Source organism: Sporichthya sp., from assembly GCF_013815995.1.
Taxonomy (GTDB): Bacteria; Actinomycetota; Actinomycetes; order Sporichthyales; family Sporichthyaceae; genus Sporichthya.
Window position 1 is genome coordinate 1 of sequence record NZ_JACDFE010000096.1, and the last position, 15,389, is coordinate 15,389.

A 15,389-nucleotide genomic window follows, 5' to 3' on the forward strand; every position below is an offset into this window, starting at 1 on the left:
GCAGCGGTTCGCGACCGCGGTATCCGAGTCCGACGCGCCGCCGAAGCGTGCGGCGCCGAAGGCCACGCGGACTCAGGCCCGTCGTGCATGAGCTCTCGCTGTGCGGGGCCATCGCTGACATCGCCGCGCGGCGGGCGGGCGACCGGGCCGTCGAGGTCATCCACCTCGAGATCGGCCAACTGCGCCAGGTCGTCCCGGACAGCCTGACGTTCTGCTGGTCGATGCTCACCGCCTCCACCGCGCTGGACGGCTCGGTCCTCGACGTGGAGCGGGTCGCGGCGCGACTGTCCTGCCGCGCCTGCGCCGCGGAGTTCGGCCTCACCGACTCGTTCACCTTCGCGTGCGCGGCCTGCGGCGGTCTGGACGTCGCGGTGCTGGCCGGCGAGGAGTTCGTCGTGACCGCGCTGGAGTTCGCGCCCGCCTAGAGAACGGCCTACTCGGAGAGGACGGGCCCATGGGTCGCTTTCATCGGCACGAGGACGGCACCGCCCATACGCACGACGAGGACCACGGGCACGACCACGGCGATCACTCCGGCTACAGCACGGGGTCCGACCGGATCGACGTGCTGGAGCGGATCTTCGACGAGAACGACCGCGTCGCCGGCCAGAACCGCGCGGACCTGACCGCGGCCGGCGTCTTCGCGATCAATCTGATGTCCTCCCCCGGCGCCGGCAAGACGACGCTGCTCGCCGAGACCTTGCGCCGGCTGTCCGGCCGGACCCGGATCGGCGTCATCGAGGGCGACATCGAGACCAGTCTCGACGCCGACCGCCTGCAGGGCTTCGGCGCCACGATCGAGTTGGTGAACACCGGCAACGGCTTCGGCGGCGAGTGTCACCTCGACGCCCCGATGGTCCGCTCCGCCCTGACCCGCCTCCCCCTGGCGGAACTGGACCTGGTGCTGGTCGAGAACGTCGGCAACCTCGTCTGCCCCGCGGAGTTCGACATCGGCCAGCAGGCCCGGGTGATGGTCTACGCCGTCACCGAGGGCGAGGAGAAGCCGCTGAAGTACCCGGTGATGTTCCGCGCGTGCGACCTGGTGCTGGTCAACAAGGTGGACATCCTCCCCCACCTCGACTTCGACCTCGCCGCGTTCTACGCCAACCTGACACGGGTCAACCCCGGCGTGCGGACGCTCGAGATCAGCGCCCGCACCGGCGCCGGCGTGGACGAGTGGTGTGCCTGGCTGAGCGAGCGGGTGGCGACGCGCGTCAGCGCATGATCGCGGGGTCGATGCTCGCGCCCATGCGCTCGGCCACCGCGGCCAGGGGCTTCATCGGCCGGATCATCACTTCGAAGTGCGCGATCATCCCGTCCGCGTCGAAGGCGATCATGTCGATCCCCTTCAGATCCAGGCCGCCGATCTTCGCCGCGAACTCCAGCACCACGTGCAGCCCGTCCTCGGTCGCGAACTCCCACTCGTAGCGGAAGTCGGTGAAGATCGACACCGCGGTCTGCAGGACGTGCGCGACGCGGGCCGAGCCCGGGTACGAGGCGCCATGGTGGGAGGGCAACGAAAGTCCACTGAGCGACAACGTTGAAAGGGTTGGGGCGATTCGCGGGCCCCGGCGCCACCTCCTCCGTCTCAACCCTGTCGCTCAGTGGCGTGGTCAGAATGGGGGCGTGCACCCGACGCTCTCCCGAAAGGCCCTTGGCCGCGCGACGCTGGCGCGCCAGCTCCTGCTGGACCGCTCCGATCTCGTCGTGGTCGAGACGGTCGAGCACGTGGTGGGGCTGCAGGGGCAGGTGCCGGCGGTGCCGTACCTCGCGCTGTGGAACCGCCTGAACGCCTTCCGCACCGACGACCTGTCCGCCGCGATGCTCGAGCGCACCGTGGTGCGCATGACGCTGATGCGCGGAACCATCCACACCGTCAGCGCGGCGGACGCGCGGGCGCTGCGGCCGTGGGTGCAGCCGCTGCTCGAACGGGTCTTCGCCACCACCGCGTGGGGCAGGGCGCTCAAGGGCCACGACATCGCGCCCGCGTTGGCCAGGGCCGCCGAGCTGTGCGCGGAGGAGCCACGCACCCGGGCCGAGCTGGGCCCGTTGCTCCAGTGGGAGTTCCCGGACCTGGACGGCACCGACCTGTCCTGGGCGTTCGGTTACCTGCACCCGGTCGTGCAGCCGACGCCGCGCGGGGTGTGGGGCAAGGCGGGCAAGTCCGCGCTGACCCCCGTCGAGGCCTGGCTGGTCGGCGTCGCGCCGGCACCACCGGCGAGTCCGGCCGAGATCGTCCGCCGCTTCCTCACCGCGTTCGGCCCAGCGACGATCGCCGACGTGTCCACCTGGTCCGGGGTGAGCCGCCTGCGCGAGGTCGTGGAGAGCCTCGACCTGCGCCGGTTCCGCACCGAGGACGGCGCCGACCTCTTCGATGTGCCCGACGGGCTACTGCCTGATCCCGACACCCCCGCCCCGGTCCGCTTCGCACCCGAGTACGAGAACGCCCTGCTGGCCTACGACGACCGCTCGCGGGTGATCGCCGATGCGGATCACGAGATGCTGGTCGGTGGCCCCGGCGGGCACATCGGCACCGTGCTGGTCGACGGCTCGGTCCGCGCCACCTGGGCCATCACCGGCCGGGACGAGAAGAGCAGACTGACGGTGCGTCAGTCCGCAAAGCTGAATCGCGCCGACACCAGCGAGATCGAGGCAGAGGGACGGCGGTTGTTCGGCTTCCTGCGCCGGGCGTGGAACCCGCGGTCACGTTCCTCGCATGAACAGCACCGCGGTGGCGTCGACCTGACAGACCCGCTCGTCGGTGTCGGCGTCGATCAGCACGGAGCACAGCGAGATCAACGCGTCCCCGCGGTCGGGCCGCAGCTCCAGGCCGGTCACGGTCGACTTCCCGGTCAGGGTCATACCCGGCCGCACAGGGCGGAACCAGCGGGCGTCCGCGGTCCGGCCGGCCTTGCCGACGACGTCGTTCCAGAGCGCGTCGACCAGCAGTGCCTGGTAGATCGCCGTGGTCTGCAGCCCGCTGGCGATGATGCCGCCGAACGGGCCGGCGGCCGCGGCCACGGGGTCGATGTGGATCGGCTGCGGGTCGTAGACCTTGGCGAAGGCGATGATGTCCGCCTCGGTCAGCGGCCAGCGGCCGAACGGGAACTCCGTCCCGACCTGCAGGTCGTCGGCGTAGTACTTCTTCATGCGGCCGGCCGCATCAGGATGACGCCCTCCATGTGGATCTCCAGCACGACGTTGTCGCCGGAATCGAGCACCTCGCCGAACATCGTCATCACGGCGTCCCCGCGCGCGGGACGCAAGGTGACCTCGAGAATGCGCGTGCGCCCGTGCAACGTGGTGCCGGCCAGAACGGGCCGGCGGAAGTTGAGCCGAAGCTCACGTCCGGCCTTGTGCGCGATGTCGTAGCCGAACCCGTCGACCATCATCCGCTGGTAGGCGGCCAGGGTGTGAATTCCACTGGCGATCACCTGGCCGAACGGGCCTTCCTTCGCGTACGCGAGGTCGGTGTGGATCCGTAGCGGATCCCACTGCTTCGCGAAGTCGACGATCTCGTCCTCGGACAGGGTCATCGACCCGAAGGTGAACTCCTGCCCGGCTGTGAGGTCCTCGGCGTAGATCATGCTCACTCCGGCAGGTTGAACAGTTCGTCGTCCGGGTCCACGGCCCAGCTCGCCTCGGCCAGCTCCCGGGCCCGTCGCACCAGATCGTCGGCGTCGGGCAGTTGCGCGGCCCACTCCGCCGGGATCGCGGCCACCCCGTGGCACGCCCCGAGCAGAGCGCCGGCGATGGCCGAGATCGTCGCGCCGAGGGGCGCGCAGATCTCCAGGGTGTCGGCCAGGTGCCGCTCCCCGTCGTACGGCAGCACCGGGGTATGCATGATCGCCGACCACGCGGCCTGGATGGCGTGCACCACTCCCCCGTCATCGAACGACGACGCAGGTTCGCGCTCCGCCTGGGCCAGCAACGTGCTCCACCGCTCGCGCCCGTTGCCCTGCAGCCCGCGGAGGCCGATCCGCGCGTCCAGTTCCCCGGTGAGCACCGTGTGGCGAATGGCCTGCAACCACATCACCACACCGGCTTCGCCGGGGGTGGCCGCGGCCAGGCCGACGGGGTCGCCGAGATGGCCCAGTGTCGTCGCGGTGAGGTCGATCCACTCCCCTGCGGACCCGGCGCCACGCGCACTGCCGACCGCGCTTCCCACCAGCGCCCCCGCGGCACGGTTCAGCAACGCGGCATCCGGCCGCCGGTCCACCACGCTCACTCCTCCCCGGCCAGCCGGATGGAGCGCAACCTGCGCCCGGCGTACCAGGTGGCGCCGATCGTGACGATGACCAACAGCGTGATCCCGACGCCGAGGTCGACCGCCGATTCCATGTTCAGGCTCTCCGCGGTGTCCTTGCCGATGATCGCCTCGGTGATCGAGGCCGCCCACTGCGAGATGCTCAGCGTCTTCGCCCCGGGCACGAAGCTGCCGACCACGGCCTCCCAGATCAGCGCATAGAGCAGGCCGAACAGCACCGCACTGCGGGTGACGACCCCGAGCAGCAGGAACACCGCCCCGTAGGCGATCCCGGCCGCGCACCCCCCCACCAGCAGACCGAGGGCGAGGTCGTTGTCGGCGCCGGACATCAGGAAGGCGGCAAGTCCGGCGGGCAGGCCGGAGAACACGACGATGGTCACCATCGCGACGAGCGCCTTGGTGGTCGCCATCGTGTGCCGGGACAACGGCTTGGCCAGCAGGTAGACGATGGATCCGTCGTCGATCTCCGGCGCGATCGCGCCCGTGCCGGCGATGACGCCCATCAGCGGGACGAACACCGCGACCCCGAGCCCGCCCGCGACCCCGGCGGTGACCTCGTCGTCCTGACCGGCCAGCGCCCGGATCAGGATCGCCAGCGCGATCAGCAGCCCCGGCAGGGCGAGCAGGAAGATGACGCGGCGACGCCCGAGCAGGCCGCGCATGGTCAGCTGAGCCACCGTCAGGTTAAACGGCCCGCCGATGGTTTCCGACTTCGGCGGCGTGGCCAAGGGCGGCTGGGCGCTCATCGGGCAACCAGGTACGCGAACACCGATTCCAGGGACTCGTCCGCGGGACTGACCTCGTAGAGCCGGATCCCACGGGAGAGCGCGAGCCGGGGCAGCACCCGGACGAACTCCCCGACGTCGGTGGCCTGCACCTGCAGGGTGGCGTCATGGCTGACCCCGGGGGCGGTCCCCGCTCCCTTCGGCAGCACGAGTTGGACGGCGGACGCGCACCGCTCGGCGATGATCGCCGAGGCGAGCGCGCGGTCGTCGCCGGAGCGGATGGTGTACTGGTGCGGCCGCTCGGTCATCAGCTTGCGGATCTCCCGGAATCCGCCGGAAGCGGCGTGCCGCCCGGAGACCATCACCTCGATGCGGCTGGCGAGTTCCTCCACCTCCTCCAGGATGTGGGAGCTGACGATCACGGTCCGGCCTTCCTTACCCATCGTCCGCAGCAGATCCATCAGATGGATGCGCTGGCGTGGGTCCAGGCCGTTGAACGGTTCGTCGAGCAGGAGCACCTGCGGATCGTGCACCAGGGCGGTGGCGAGCTTGGCGCGCTGCCGCATGCCCTTGGAGTACGTGGAGATCGGACGGGACTGCGCCTCGACCAGGTCGACCGTCTCGATCGCCCGCTTGGTCGCGGCCGCAGCGTCGGGCAGGCCGTGCAACTTCGCGTTGGCGAGCACGAAGTCGTAACCGCTGACCCCGTCGTACATCGCCTCGCGCTCGGGCACCAACCCGATCCGGCGGTAGATCCCCTCGTTGCGCCAGACCGGCGCATCGTCGAGGGTGACCGCACCCGAGGACGGTGGCAGGAAGCCGCCCATCATGTTGATCAGCGTCGACTTGCCGGCGCCGTTCGGCCCGAGCAGACCGGTCACCCCGGGGCCGAACTCCATCGTCACGTCGTTGACCGCGACGACGTTGCCGAACCACCGGGACACCGTGTCGATCTTCAGCGTCGCCATCAGATGGAGACCTTCCGGTACCGGGCCATCAGCACCCCGAGGCAGGCGACCAGGACCGCGATCGCCACCAGCGTGAACACCAGGCCGCCGCCGGCGCCCGGGGGCGGCACATCTGCCTGGTTGGGTCCACCGAAGACGGCGTGCTCGATACCGGCCGCCAGCGTGTAGGGCGAGATCAGCTGGCCGTAGGCCGCGGTGCTCCGGGCACCGTTCTCCAGCCCGACCTGCGAGACCGTGCCGGCGACTCCGGCCAACACGATCAGCGACACGATGATCGCCGCCACCCCGATGCCGCGCCGCGGGGTCATCGCCGCGATGGTGACCGCGATGCCGGCCACCAGCAGTGCGGTCACCGCCGCGCCGCCGAGGGCGCGGGTGAAGTTGGGCGTCTGCGAGCCCACCGAGAGCTTGGCGAGCAGCGCGCCGGCGTACATCACGATCAGCGGGATCGCCATCATCAGGAACAGAGCGCTCGCCAGCGCCAGGTACTTCGCCAGGACGTACTCCACCCGCTGCAGGGGCCGGGAGAAGTAGAGCGCCACAACGCGGAACCGCAGGTCCCGCGAGACGCTGGCGGGGGCCGCGCCGGCGATGAACAGGCTTGTCAGCGCGGAGGTGGTCAGCAGGTATTCGTTGTAGTCCACGGGCAGGTCGAACCGGTTGTCCACGCCGACGACGATCGTGACGACCACGGCCGGGAAGACCATCGCGAAGAACAGGATCCCGGGCATGATCTTCGACTTCATGGTCCGGCCGAGACCGAAGGCGCCGCGCAGGGTGTCGAAGTACAACGCCTGGGCGATCGCCCGCGAGCCGGCTCGGGGCCCGTCGTAGTGGCGGAAGCCGAGGTCGTGGATGACCCCGCCGCGCGGGGGCGTTGCGGGGGTGCTCATGCGCCACCCGCCGGGGTGGCGAACAGTTCGGCCATCCGGTGGCGCGGCCGCTCGAGGCGGACCAGGCCGACGTCGAGCCGGGTCACCGCCGAGATCACCGCGTCATAGGTGCTGTCGTCGATCAGCCCGACCTGCAGGGTGTCATCGGAGGCGACCGCCTCCAGGCCGGCCATCCGCAACGCGGTGGCGACCTCCTCGCCGCGTTCGGTCACCTCGACCACCAGGACGGCCCCCTTGGCGGTGATCTCCGCCGTCGAGGACGCGCGCAGCAACTGGCCGCCGTCGATGACGACGACGTGGTCACAGGTGCGCTCGAGTTCGCCGAGCAGGTGCGAGGACACCAGCACCGAGATGCCGAATTCGGTGCCGATGCGGCGGATCAATCCGAGCATCTCGTCGCGGCCGCTCGGGTCCAGCCCGTTGGTCGGCTCGTCGAGAAAGATCAGTTGCGGGTCGTGCACGAGCGCCTGGGCCAGCTTGACGCGCTGCTTCATGCCGGTGGAGTACCCGCCGATCGGCCGGTAGCGCTCCTCGTAGAGCCCGACGTGGCGCAGGGTGTCGGCGGTGCGCTCGCGGGCCGCGGCCCGGGGCAGGCCGGACATCCGCGCCATGTGCACGACGAATTCGGTGGCCGACATGTCCGGCGGCAGGCAGTCGTGCTCGGGCATGTAGCCGACGCGCTCGCGGATCGAGACCCCGTCGGTGCCGATGTCGTGCCCGAGCACCTGGGCCTTCCCCGACGTGGGCGTCAGCAGACCGAGCAGCATCTTGATGAGCGTCGACTTGCCGGCGCCGTTGGCGCCGATGAGGCCGGTGATCCCGGCCGGGATGTCGACGGTGAGCTCCGAGACGGCCGTGACCGTTCCATACCGCTTGGTGAGGCCGGCCGTGGAGATCATCACCACCGGAGCCTATAGACCTGTGCCTTCATCGGTTGGGCCGTCGTGGATCTTGGGGGCGGGCCCGCTGACGGCCTCGAGTGCCCGGCTCAGGCGCGCGCGGACGCCCCTCCCCGGCAGGGGTGCGCCGGCCGCCGTGCTGACCAGGTGCGAGGCGATCTCGAAGCCTTCCCCGACCGGAACAATCAGTCCGTCCGCGACCAGGCCGCCCGGGCCCACGCTTAGCCGGTCGTGGGCCAGCCCGGCCAGCTCCCCGTCCCCGGCGTCCATCGCGAGCACCGTCGCCCCGGCGCGGCGCGCGTCGGCCACTCGCTCCAGCACTCCTTCGCCCGGGGCGTCCTCGGCGGCGAGCAGCACGGTCTCGCCCCGGCGGACCGCTTCGAGCCGGCTCAGGTCGATCGCGAGGTGCGGCGGTGCCCCGAGCGGCACGGCGTGCCGGACCAGCACCGGGGAGAGCTCGGCCAGCCCAGCCAGGCGGGCCTCGTCGTCCAGGTGGGCGGCCAGGTGCCACGGCTCCGCGGTCGGAGTGCCGACCAACAGCAGTCCGCCGGCGTTGTGCTTGGCCCCGCGCAGCGAGCGCGCGAACTCGGTCGTGCGGCGGGTCCACTCCGTCCCGGCCAGCAGTTCACGCAGCAGTCGCGTCCGTTCGGCGTCCATCCCTCTCCCCTGCGGATGACATCCGTCGTGAGTCGCTGCGGATGTCATCCGTCGTGAGTCGCTGCGGATGTCATCCGTCGTGAGTCGCTGCGGATGTCATCCATTGTGAGTTTCTGCGGATGACATCCGTTGCGGTGCGGGCGGGTTAGTCGGGCCAGACGGCGTGGCGCTTCTCCAGGAACGCGGCCATGCCTTCCTTGGCCGACGCGGACTGCGACATCGCCGCCATCACCGGGACGGCGATGCCGTAGGCGTCGGCCTCGGGCCGGTCCAGCTGCTGGTAGAGCACCTGCTTGCCGATGCCCTTGCCGGTGCGGCTGCCGCGGGTGGCGCGGGCCAGCAACTCGTCGACGGCACGGTCGAGCTGGTCGTCCGGGACGACGTAATTGATCAATCCCCACTCGGCCGCAGTCGAGGCGGAGATCGCGTCGCCGGTCAGGGCCAACTCCATCAGGCGCTTGCGGCCGATGTTGCGCGCGACCGGGACGGCCGGGGTGTGGCAGAACCAGCCGCCCTTGCCGCCGGGCAGCGCGAAGCCGGCGGACTCCGCCGCCACGGCCAGGTCGCAGGTGGCGACCAGCTGGCAGCCGGCGGCGGTGGCCAGGGCGTGCACCCGGGCGATCACGACCTGGGGCACGTTCTGGATCGTCTGCATCAGGTTGGTGCAGATGTTGAGCAGGTCGCGGACGCCGACCACGTCGCGGGAGGACACGTCACCGAAGTCGTGGCCCGCACTGAACACCGGCCCGTTAGCCCCCAGCACAATGCCGGTGGCGTCGCTCCCGCCGGCTTCGTCGAAGGCCGCAGTGAGCTCGCGCAGGTGGTCCTCGGACAGCGAGTTGCGCCGGCTCGGCCGGTTCATCGTGATCCGGACGGTCTCCCCGTCGCGCTTGACCTCGAGGTGCTGGTAGGCGTCCATGTGCACACGTTAAACCCGGGCGACGCAGGGCCCTAGAGACGGAGAGGCCCCCGGTGGCGAACCACCGGGGGCTTCCCGACGAGCGGATGACCTGGCCTCCGTCCCGGTGAGGCCGGTCACCGGCACAAGCGTAGGGACCCTGACAGTCCCGGACGCGTGCCCGGCCCGTGCTCACCACGGTAAACGGAAGTCGAGCGATCAGCATTCCCGAATGGGCGTGATTGTCCCCACCCAGGAGCCAAGGAACCCAATAATCGGGCGCTGCTACAGGTCCCGCAGCACCGCGTTCCCGGCGCGCAGGCGGCACAGCTGCGGGATCAGGTCGTTGAGGAAGAGCTCGTTGACCTGGCCGAGCTCGTCGATGGTGATGCCCTGCTTCATCAGCACCTCGAGGTACTGGAAGGCGTTCTTGACCCCGAATCCGACGTAGTGGGCGCCGACCAGCTTGCGGGAGTCCCCGTCGAAGACGATCTTGAAGAAGCCGGACAGCTCCGGGCGGGCCATCGCGATGAACATCGATCCGTCGCCGGCCGGCAGTGCGAAGTCCTCCGGCGGGATGCCGTCGACCGGCATCTTGATGATCACGACGTTCTCGTACTTGGCCCGGGCCTCCTTCTCCGACAGGCCCATCCAGACCACCTCGTAGGTGGAGTGCAGGAAGTCCGCGAAGTCGGTGTAGTCCCACTCGAAGTGCTCGCCCATGATGTTGCGGGCCGCGACCGTGCCGGTCTTGCGGGCCTTGAACATCTCCAGCGGCGGGCCGATCAGGTCGCCGACCGCGTAGACGCCCTTGACCGACGTCTCGCAGGTCCAGTCGACCTGGATGTTGCCCCGCCCGTCGACCTCGACGCCGAGCGCGTCGACGAACGGCGCGGACAGCGGCTTCTCGCCGGTGGCGATGAAGACGAAGTCGGCCTCGACGAATGCCTCGCCGCCGTCGGCCGTGCGGTAGCGCACCCCGGAGACCTGCTTGCCGTCGCCGGTCACCTCCAGGGGCTCGATGCCCTGGATGATCTCGATGCCGCGGACCTTCATGCCGTCCACCACGAAGTCGCGCAGGTCGTCGTCGACGTGATGCAGGCTGTTCGGGCTCATCAGGCCGCTGCGGGTCAGGATCGTGGTCGGGATGCCCGCGGCGTTGAAGAAGGAGCCGTACTCGATGGCGATCTTCGAGCCGCCGATGATCACGCACTTGCTCGGCTCGTAGTCCAGGTCGGAGATCAGCGTCGCGAAGTCGTAGACGCCCTTCTGCTCCAGGCCCGGGATGTCCGGCAGCTGCGTGCGTGCACCGGTGGCCAGCACGATGCTGCGGGTCTTGAACGTCTCGCCGGCGATCTCGACGGTGTTCTTGTCGATGACCTTCGCCGGGGTGTTGAGGATGTATTCGACGTTGAGCTGGTCCTTGGTCTGCAGGTTCATCAGCGCGTGGGCCAGGCCACGGCCGGACAGGAACAGGTCGCGGACCTCGAGGATCGAGACCTTGCGGTCCTTCCATTCCTTGTCGTACCAGAGCTTGCCGGCCATCAGGCGGCTCAGGTCGAGCTCGCGGGCGGCGTCGGAGAAGACGTGGTGCGGCACGCAGGCCTCGTGCGGGCAGGACCCGCCGAGGAACGGCCACTTGTCGACGATCAGCGCGCGGCCGCCGCGGGCCTTGAGGAACGCGCCGCAGAACCGGCCGGCCGCCCCGCCGCCGATGATGATCGCGTCGAACTCGCGGGTGTCCTCGCGGTTGAGGTTGTAGATCGGCTCGCCGACCAGCGGCGAGTCACCGGTCTCGACGATGCCTTCGATCAGGTCGGTCCACTCGTGCAGCGAGGGCTTGAGCGGGGTGCCGTAGACGTCCATGGGACTCCTCAAGAGCGCGGGGGGATGCGCTCATGGTGGCCCGGATCACAAGATCAGTAAATATCAAGTTTCTGATCGTCTTGATGAGAAAAACTAATCAGCGATGCCGGTCCGGCGCGCGCCCTCGTGCAGGTAGCGGCGGCAGACGTCCGAGAAGGCCTCCGCGCGCCGGGTCGAGCGGGTGGCGGCGGCCCGGACCAGCTGGACGGCGACCGGCGACACCGGCTCGACGATCTCGCAGACCGCGACCTCCAGCCCGATCGGTGACGCGGCGACGATCGGACGCTGCAACAGCACGGTGTAGCCCCGGCCGGTGGCGACCAGCGCCCGGACCCCGTCGACGCTGACCACCCGGCGGGCGATCTTCGGGGTCACCCCGGCCTCGGCCAGCACGCCCCGGAAGAGCTGCTCACTGGGTGGGACGTCGAGCAGGATCATCGGTTCGTCGGCCAGGTTGGCCAGCCGGACCTTGCGCCGCGCGGCCAGCGGGTGGTCGGTGGCGAGCTCGACGTGGGGGCGCACCAGGTAGAGGTCGGTGGTCTCCAGGGAGGGGTCCACGCCCATCCCGTACATCACCGCGACCTCGCAGGTCCCGTCGTGCAGCCAGCCCTGCAGCTCGGCCACCGACCCTTCGGCGAACTGCACATCCATGCCCGGGTGCTCTCGGGCCAGCGCGTCCAGCACGGTCGGCATCACGTAGGAGGACAGGGAGGGGAAGCACCCGACGACCAGCTGCCCGGTGGCGTCCCCGCCCAGGCTGCGGGCCGTGGACTGCAGCTCCTCGGCCTGGGCGAGCAGCCGGCGGGCATCACCGAGCACCTGGCGCCCGGCCGCGGTCAGCTGCAGCCGCTTGGCCTTCTGACGCAGAAACAGCTGGACGTCCAGCGCCCGCTCCAGGTCGGAGACGGCCAAGGAGATCGCCGACTGCGACACCTGGCACTCACCCGCGGCCGCGCCCATCGTGCCCAGCGTCCCGACCGCGACGAAGTACTCCAGCTGCCGCAGCGAGACCCGCAGGAGCGCCGACATGGCCGGGAGCCTACGGACCTTGACCGTTCCGCGATTATCGGGCGACAAATCTGCCCAATCCGGCAGGCCGCAAACCCCGAAGAGGTACCGAGAAACGGCGCTCCCCCCGCGCCGGCGAAATCCTCACACCCTCAGGGACGACTCCAATGCGTATGAAGCCTGCACGTTCCCTCGTCGCGGCCAGCCTGGCCGCAGCGCTGCTCGGTGGCGGCCTCGCCGCCTGTGGCGACGACGACAAGGACATCGCCGCCCCGGTGTCCGACACCAAGGACTCCGGCACTGACCAGGGCAGCACCAGCACCGCCGCACTGACCCCGAAGGGCACCGGCAACCCGTTCGCCGACGCCATCACGGCCGCCGGCCACATGCCGATGACCGCCAAGGCCCTGGCCGGCGGCATCGCCACCGGGACGAAGATGAAGGGGTCCGCGGACTCCCCCGCCGCCGAGCTGCGCTCGGGCCTGACCTACCTGCTCACCGAGCACGTCTACCTGGCCGGCATCGCCGTCGCCACCGCGTACCACGCCGGCGCGGACTCCCCGGAGTTCAAGCTCGCCGCGGAGTCGGTGGACGACAACTCGGTCCGCGTCTCCAAGGCCATCGGCACCGTCGCCCCGGACGAGGAGGCAGGCTTCCTGGAGCGCTGGCGCAGCCACGTCACCGACTTCGTGAATTACGCGGTCGCGGCGAAGACCAAGGACGCGGACGGCAAGAAGAAGGCCGTCGACAACCTCACCGCCTACGCCAAGTCCTCCGGCGCCTTCTTCGAGAAGATCTCCGGCGGCACGATGAAGGCCAAGGACGTCGAGGCCTCGTTCAACGAGCACATCGGCATGCTGGCCAAGGCGGTCGACCTGTTCGCCGCCGGTGACACCAAGGCCTACGCGGCTCTGAAGGACGCGGCCGGCCACATGCCGATGATGGCGGCCTACCTGGCCGAGGGCGTCGACAAGGCGACCAAGGGCGAGGGCGACCCCAACGACGACGCTTCCGCGCTGCGCGCCACCCTGACCGACTACCTCACCTCGCACGTCTACCTGGCCGGCGTTGCCGTCTTCACCGCCTACACCGCAGGCGCCGACAGCGAGGCCTTCGCGGCCTCGGCCAAGGCAGTCGACACCAACTCCAAGGACATCTCCAAGGCCGTCGGCAGCATCGCCGGCAAGGAGAAGGGCGACGCGTTCTACGCCTCGTGGTCCGCGCACGTCACCGACTTCGTGAACTACGCGGTCGCCGACGCCACCAACGACCAGGCCAAGAAGGACTCCTCGCTGGCCAACCTCGACGCCTACCGCGCTTCGGCCGGTGCGTTCTTCGAGTCGATCACCGGCGGCGTCATCCCGGCCTCTGCGGTCGCGGACGAGCTCAAGGTGCACATCGAGACCGTCGCCGGGGTCATCGACTCCCTGAAGGCGGCCCTCGTCAAGTAGCTCAACACCGCACAGCCCGCCAGATCCGGAGCAATCCGGACATCGAGACGCGGTCCCGACCCTGCGAGCGAGGGTCGGGGCCGCTCTCGTTTCTCTCAGGTGCCTTCAAACTCGGCCGATTAGGTCCAAGACTCAGCCGAACGGCCATCAAGGCGGACGCACAGGTACCCGACACCTCGGTGACATCGACACCTGAGGAGTTTGCTGTGCCCACTAACCGCACACGGGGTGCGCATAAGCGCCCGACCCCTAATCGCTCGCGCCAGGTCGGTGCACTTGCCGTCACCGGCGTCGTTTCGGCCGGCGCCGTTATCAGTGGAGCCGGCGTTGCCGCGGCCGCCGCCACGCCCGTCTCGCAGTCCAGGGGCTGGTTCCTTTCCGGCTCCGCGCTCGGCGTGGACCTCGACGACATCGTCAAGCTCGACGACGCCCGCGCCGTCAACACCGGTAGCCCGGCCACCGTCACCCAGCTGAACCCGCTCGGCGTCACCCTCCTGAACTCGTTGAACGTGCCGCTCGGCCCGGTCAACCTGCTCAAGGGCAACGGACTGCTGACGCTCGGCGCCGTCAACCAGGCGGCCATCGCCCGGTCCAACGGCAGCGCGATCGGCGCCTCCGGCGCGGTCGCCGACTCGGGCGCGATCGCCGTCGGTGGCAAGGACGGCGTCCCCGCCTCGAACGCCACGCTGGACCTGGGCGGCGTGCTGGGCTCCACCCTGGGCACCGGTCTCGTCGGCGGTCTGCTCGATGCCGACCTCACCGTCGGCGCGATCTCGGCCAACGCCACCCAGGCCAAGGGCGAGAACGGCAACCAGGTTGGTGACTACCGGATCGCCGACCTCGTGCTGGACCTGCGGAGCCCGCTGCTCGCCGGCGTGCTGGGCACGCTGGGTCCGCAGTTGACGGCTCTTCAGCCCACGGACAACGCCCTGGAGGACCAGCTCCTTCTCGAGGATCTCGCGACGGCGGTCGGCATTCCCGGTGTGATCACCGTTGATGTCACGAACGTTCCCAACCTCACGACCCTGCTCGCCGCTGTCGACACCACCCTCGGCAGCGGGGCGGTGAGCATCAACCTGACCACCGGCACGATCCACGTGGACATCGAGGCGCTGCTCCAGTCCCTCGGGCTCGACCTGAACAACCTTCCGCCCAACACCGAGCTCGTCAACCTGATCCTCGACGCCCTCAACACTCGGGTGCTGAACCTCGTCACGGACGAGTTGGACAAGTTGGTCACGTCGATCACCAACGCCGTCAACAACCTGGGCGTGGTGGTGAACGTGCTCGGCGTGCCGGTTTCGACCCCCGCGCTGACGACCCTGCTCGGCACCTTCAAGACCGGCCTGCTCGGCAGCCTGCTGGCGCCAGTGACCAGCAGTCAGAACAACCTGGTCGGCCCGGGCAGCGACCTGCTCGACCCGGTGTTCGCCGCTCTCGAGGACCTGCTCTCGATCCGGGTCAACGTGCAGAACAAGTCCGGTGGCACCTTCACCGAGCGCGCCATCCAGATCCGGGTTCTTCCGGGCGGCAACACCCTGGCCACGGTCAACCTGGCCTCGGCCAGCGTCGGCCCGGGCCAGGGCACGGTCGCCGGCGAGGACACCACCGACAGCGGAACCCCGCTGCCGGAGACCGGTGCCGCTGAGTCCGCTCCGCTCGCTGCGGCTGGTCTCGCCCTGATGCTCGCCGGTGCGGCCGCCACGGCCGGTGCCAACCGGATGGGCAACAGCCCGGCCGGCGCGCACGCCGGGGCC

16 protein-coding genes and 1 pseudogene are annotated in these 15,389 nt (G+C 69.9%); 5 read left to right on the plus strand and 12 right to left on the minus strand.

Going from position 1 to position 15,389, the window contains the following annotated elements; all coding sequences use genetic code 11:
• Positions 1-83: 83 nt before the first annotated feature.
• Both H0X00_RS12160 and hypB read left to right on the plus strand, forming a co-directional pair.
• Complete coding sequence (locus tag H0X00_RS12160; RefSeq protein WP_293771161.1) at positions 84-425, plus strand: hydrogenase maturation nickel metallochaperone HypA; 342 nt, start codon at positions 84-86, stop codon at positions 423-425.
• 29 nt (positions 426-454) lie between these two features.
• Positions 455-1,225 (plus strand): hydrogenase nickel incorporation protein HypB, encoded by a 771-nt coding sequence (gene hypB / locus H0X00_RS12165; RefSeq protein ID WP_293771163.1) that lies wholly within the window; start codon positions 455-457, stop codon positions 1,223-1,225.
• Here the strand turns inward: hypB and H0X00_RS12170 are convergent.
• On the minus strand, positions 1,215-1,517 hold the full coding sequence (locus H0X00_RS12170) for a hypothetical protein (RefSeq protein ID WP_293771166.1): 303 nt from the start codon (positions 1,515-1,517) through the stop codon (positions 1,215-1,217). The two genes, hypB and H0X00_RS12170, sit on opposite strands and share 11 nt — an antisense overlap.
• Before the next feature lie 214 nt (positions 1,518-1,731).
• On the opposite strand from H0X00_RS12170, the pseudogene H0X00_RS12175 reads away from it, so the two are divergent.
• Positions 1,732-2,661: pseudogene (locus H0X00_RS12175) on the plus strand (winged helix DNA-binding domain-containing protein); the annotation flags it as partial.
• A gap of 42 nt (positions 2,662-2,703) precedes the next feature.
• Here H0X00_RS12175 and H0X00_RS23840 read toward each other — a convergent pair.
• From H0X00_RS23840 to H0X00_RS12225, 11 genes are all read right to left on the minus strand, one after another.
• A complete protein-coding gene (locus H0X00_RS23840; RefSeq protein ID WP_367186579.1) occupies positions 2,704-3,150 on the minus strand; it encodes a MaoC/PaaZ C-terminal domain-containing protein in 447 nt (148 codons plus the stop codon).
• On the minus strand, positions 3,147-3,587 hold the full coding sequence (locus H0X00_RS12180) for a MaoC/PaaZ C-terminal domain-containing protein (RefSeq protein ID WP_293771188.1): 441 nt from the start codon (positions 3,585-3,587) through the stop codon (positions 3,147-3,149). The genes H0X00_RS23840 and H0X00_RS12180 overlap by 4 nt, the downstream gene beginning before the upstream one ends.
• A 2-nt stretch (positions 3,588-3,589) precedes the next feature.
• A complete protein-coding gene (locus H0X00_RS12185) occupies positions 3,590-4,222 on the minus strand; it encodes a hypothetical protein (protein WP_293771168.1) in 633 nt (210 codons plus the stop codon).
• Positions 4,223-4,224: 2 nt separating this feature from the next.
• Positions 4,225-5,013 carry an ABC transporter permease gene (locus H0X00_RS12190; protein WP_293771170.1) on the minus strand — a complete coding sequence of 263 codons (789 nt, stop codon included), beginning with the start codon at positions 5,011-5,013 and terminating at the stop codon, positions 4,225-4,227.
• A complete protein-coding gene (locus H0X00_RS12195) occupies positions 5,010-5,960 on the minus strand; it encodes an ABC transporter ATP-binding protein (protein WP_293771172.1) in 951 nt (316 codons plus the stop codon). Before H0X00_RS12195 ends, H0X00_RS12190 begins: the two co-directional genes overlap by 4 nt.
• Positions 5,960-6,853, minus strand: a complete 894-nt coding sequence (locus H0X00_RS12200) for a hypothetical protein (protein ID WP_293771174.1) — start codon at positions 6,851-6,853, stop codon at positions 5,960-5,962. Before H0X00_RS12200 ends, H0X00_RS12195 begins: the two co-directional genes overlap by 1 nt.
• On the minus strand, positions 6,850-7,752 hold the full coding sequence (locus H0X00_RS12205) for an ABC transporter ATP-binding protein (RefSeq protein WP_293771191.1): 903 nt from the start codon (positions 7,750-7,752) through the stop codon (positions 6,850-6,852). Before H0X00_RS12205 ends, H0X00_RS12200 begins: the two co-directional genes overlap by 4 nt.
• A 12-nt stretch (positions 7,753-7,764) precedes the next feature.
• A complete protein-coding gene (locus tag H0X00_RS12210; RefSeq protein WP_293771176.1) occupies positions 7,765-8,409 on the minus strand; it encodes a hypothetical protein in 645 nt (214 codons plus the stop codon).
• Between the two features lie 145 nt (positions 8,410-8,554).
• Positions 8,555-9,328, minus strand: coding sequence for an enoyl-CoA hydratase-related protein (locus H0X00_RS12215; RefSeq protein WP_293771178.1), 774 nt, complete (start codon positions 9,326-9,328; stop codon positions 8,555-8,557).
• Positions 9,329-9,592: 264 nt separating this feature from the next.
• Positions 9,593-11,173, minus strand: a complete 1,581-nt coding sequence (locus H0X00_RS12220) for an FAD-dependent oxidoreductase (protein WP_293771179.1) — start codon at positions 11,171-11,173, stop codon at positions 9,593-9,595.
• 93 nt (positions 11,174-11,266) lie between these two features.
• Positions 11,267-12,202 carry a LysR family transcriptional regulator gene (locus H0X00_RS12225; RefSeq protein ID WP_293771181.1) on the minus strand — a complete coding sequence of 312 codons (936 nt, stop codon included), beginning with the start codon at positions 12,200-12,202 and terminating at the stop codon, positions 11,267-11,269.
• A gap of 152 nt (positions 12,203-12,354) precedes the next feature.
• Here H0X00_RS12225 and H0X00_RS12230 point away from each other — a divergent pair, with 152 nt between their 5' ends.
• Together H0X00_RS12230 and H0X00_RS12235 are read left to right on the plus strand one after the other, a co-directional pair.
• A complete protein-coding gene (locus H0X00_RS12230; RefSeq protein ID WP_293771183.1) occupies positions 12,355-13,632 on the plus strand; it encodes a hypothetical protein in 1,278 nt (425 codons plus the stop codon).
• A gap of 206 nt (positions 13,633-13,838) precedes the next feature.
• The coding region (locus H0X00_RS12235) for a choice-of-anchor G family protein (RefSeq protein ID WP_293771186.1) at positions 13,839-15,389 on the plus strand (1,551 nt) is incomplete at its 3' end.